Origin of the sequence: Paenibacillus glycanilyticus, from assembly GCF_023715145.1 — a bacterium.
Classification (GTDB): Bacteria; Bacillota; Bacilli; order Paenibacillales; family Paenibacillaceae; genus Pristimantibacillus; species Pristimantibacillus glycanilyticus_A.
In genome coordinates this window covers 1-454 of the sequence record NZ_JAMBNP010000050.1, presented here as the reverse complement: position 1 = coordinate 454, position 454 = coordinate 1, and the positions used below count along the sequence as shown (strand labels likewise).

The following is a 454-nucleotide window of genomic DNA, read 5'->3' as shown; positions in this document are numbered from 1 at the left end:
TCATTCTTTCGCTATCCAGTTTTCAAAGAGCAAGTTAAAACAATTATTGGTGGAGCCAAGGAGGATCGAACTCCTGACCTCCTGCTTGCAAGGCAGGCGCTCTCCCAGCTGAGCTATGGCCCCATAAGGGTATAAAGTTGTCATTATCAAAAGATAATGGTGGGCCTTAGTGGACTCGAACCACCGACCTCACCCTTATCAGGGGTGCGCTCTAACCAGCTGAGCTAAAGGCCCTTACAACCTATTTGATTGAAAGATTTATTCTTTCAAAACTGACAACGAGTGAGCGACTAGCCTACCTGATTTATCCGATTATCTACGTAATCGGGTATTTCCTTAGAAAGGAGGTGATCCAGCCGCACCTTCCGATACGGCTACCTTGTTACGACTTCACCCCAATCATCTACCCCACCTTCGACGGCTGGCTCCTTGCGGTTACCCCACCGGCTTCGGG

The 454-nt window shown here is 48.9% G+C and carries 2 tRNA genes and 1 rRNA gene; all 3 read right to left on the bottom strand.

Annotated features, from left to right (window positions below):
• Nucleotides 1-47 precede the first annotated feature (47 nt).
• Nucleotides 48-123, bottom strand: a tRNA-Ala gene (locus tag M3194_RS30905).
• Between the two features lie 34 nt (nt 124-157).
• Nucleotides 158-234 (bottom strand) — tRNA-Ile (locus M3194_RS30900).
• Between the two features lie 106 nt (nt 235-340).
• Nucleotides 341-454, bottom strand: a 16S ribosomal RNA gene (locus tag M3194_RS30895); the annotation flags it as partial.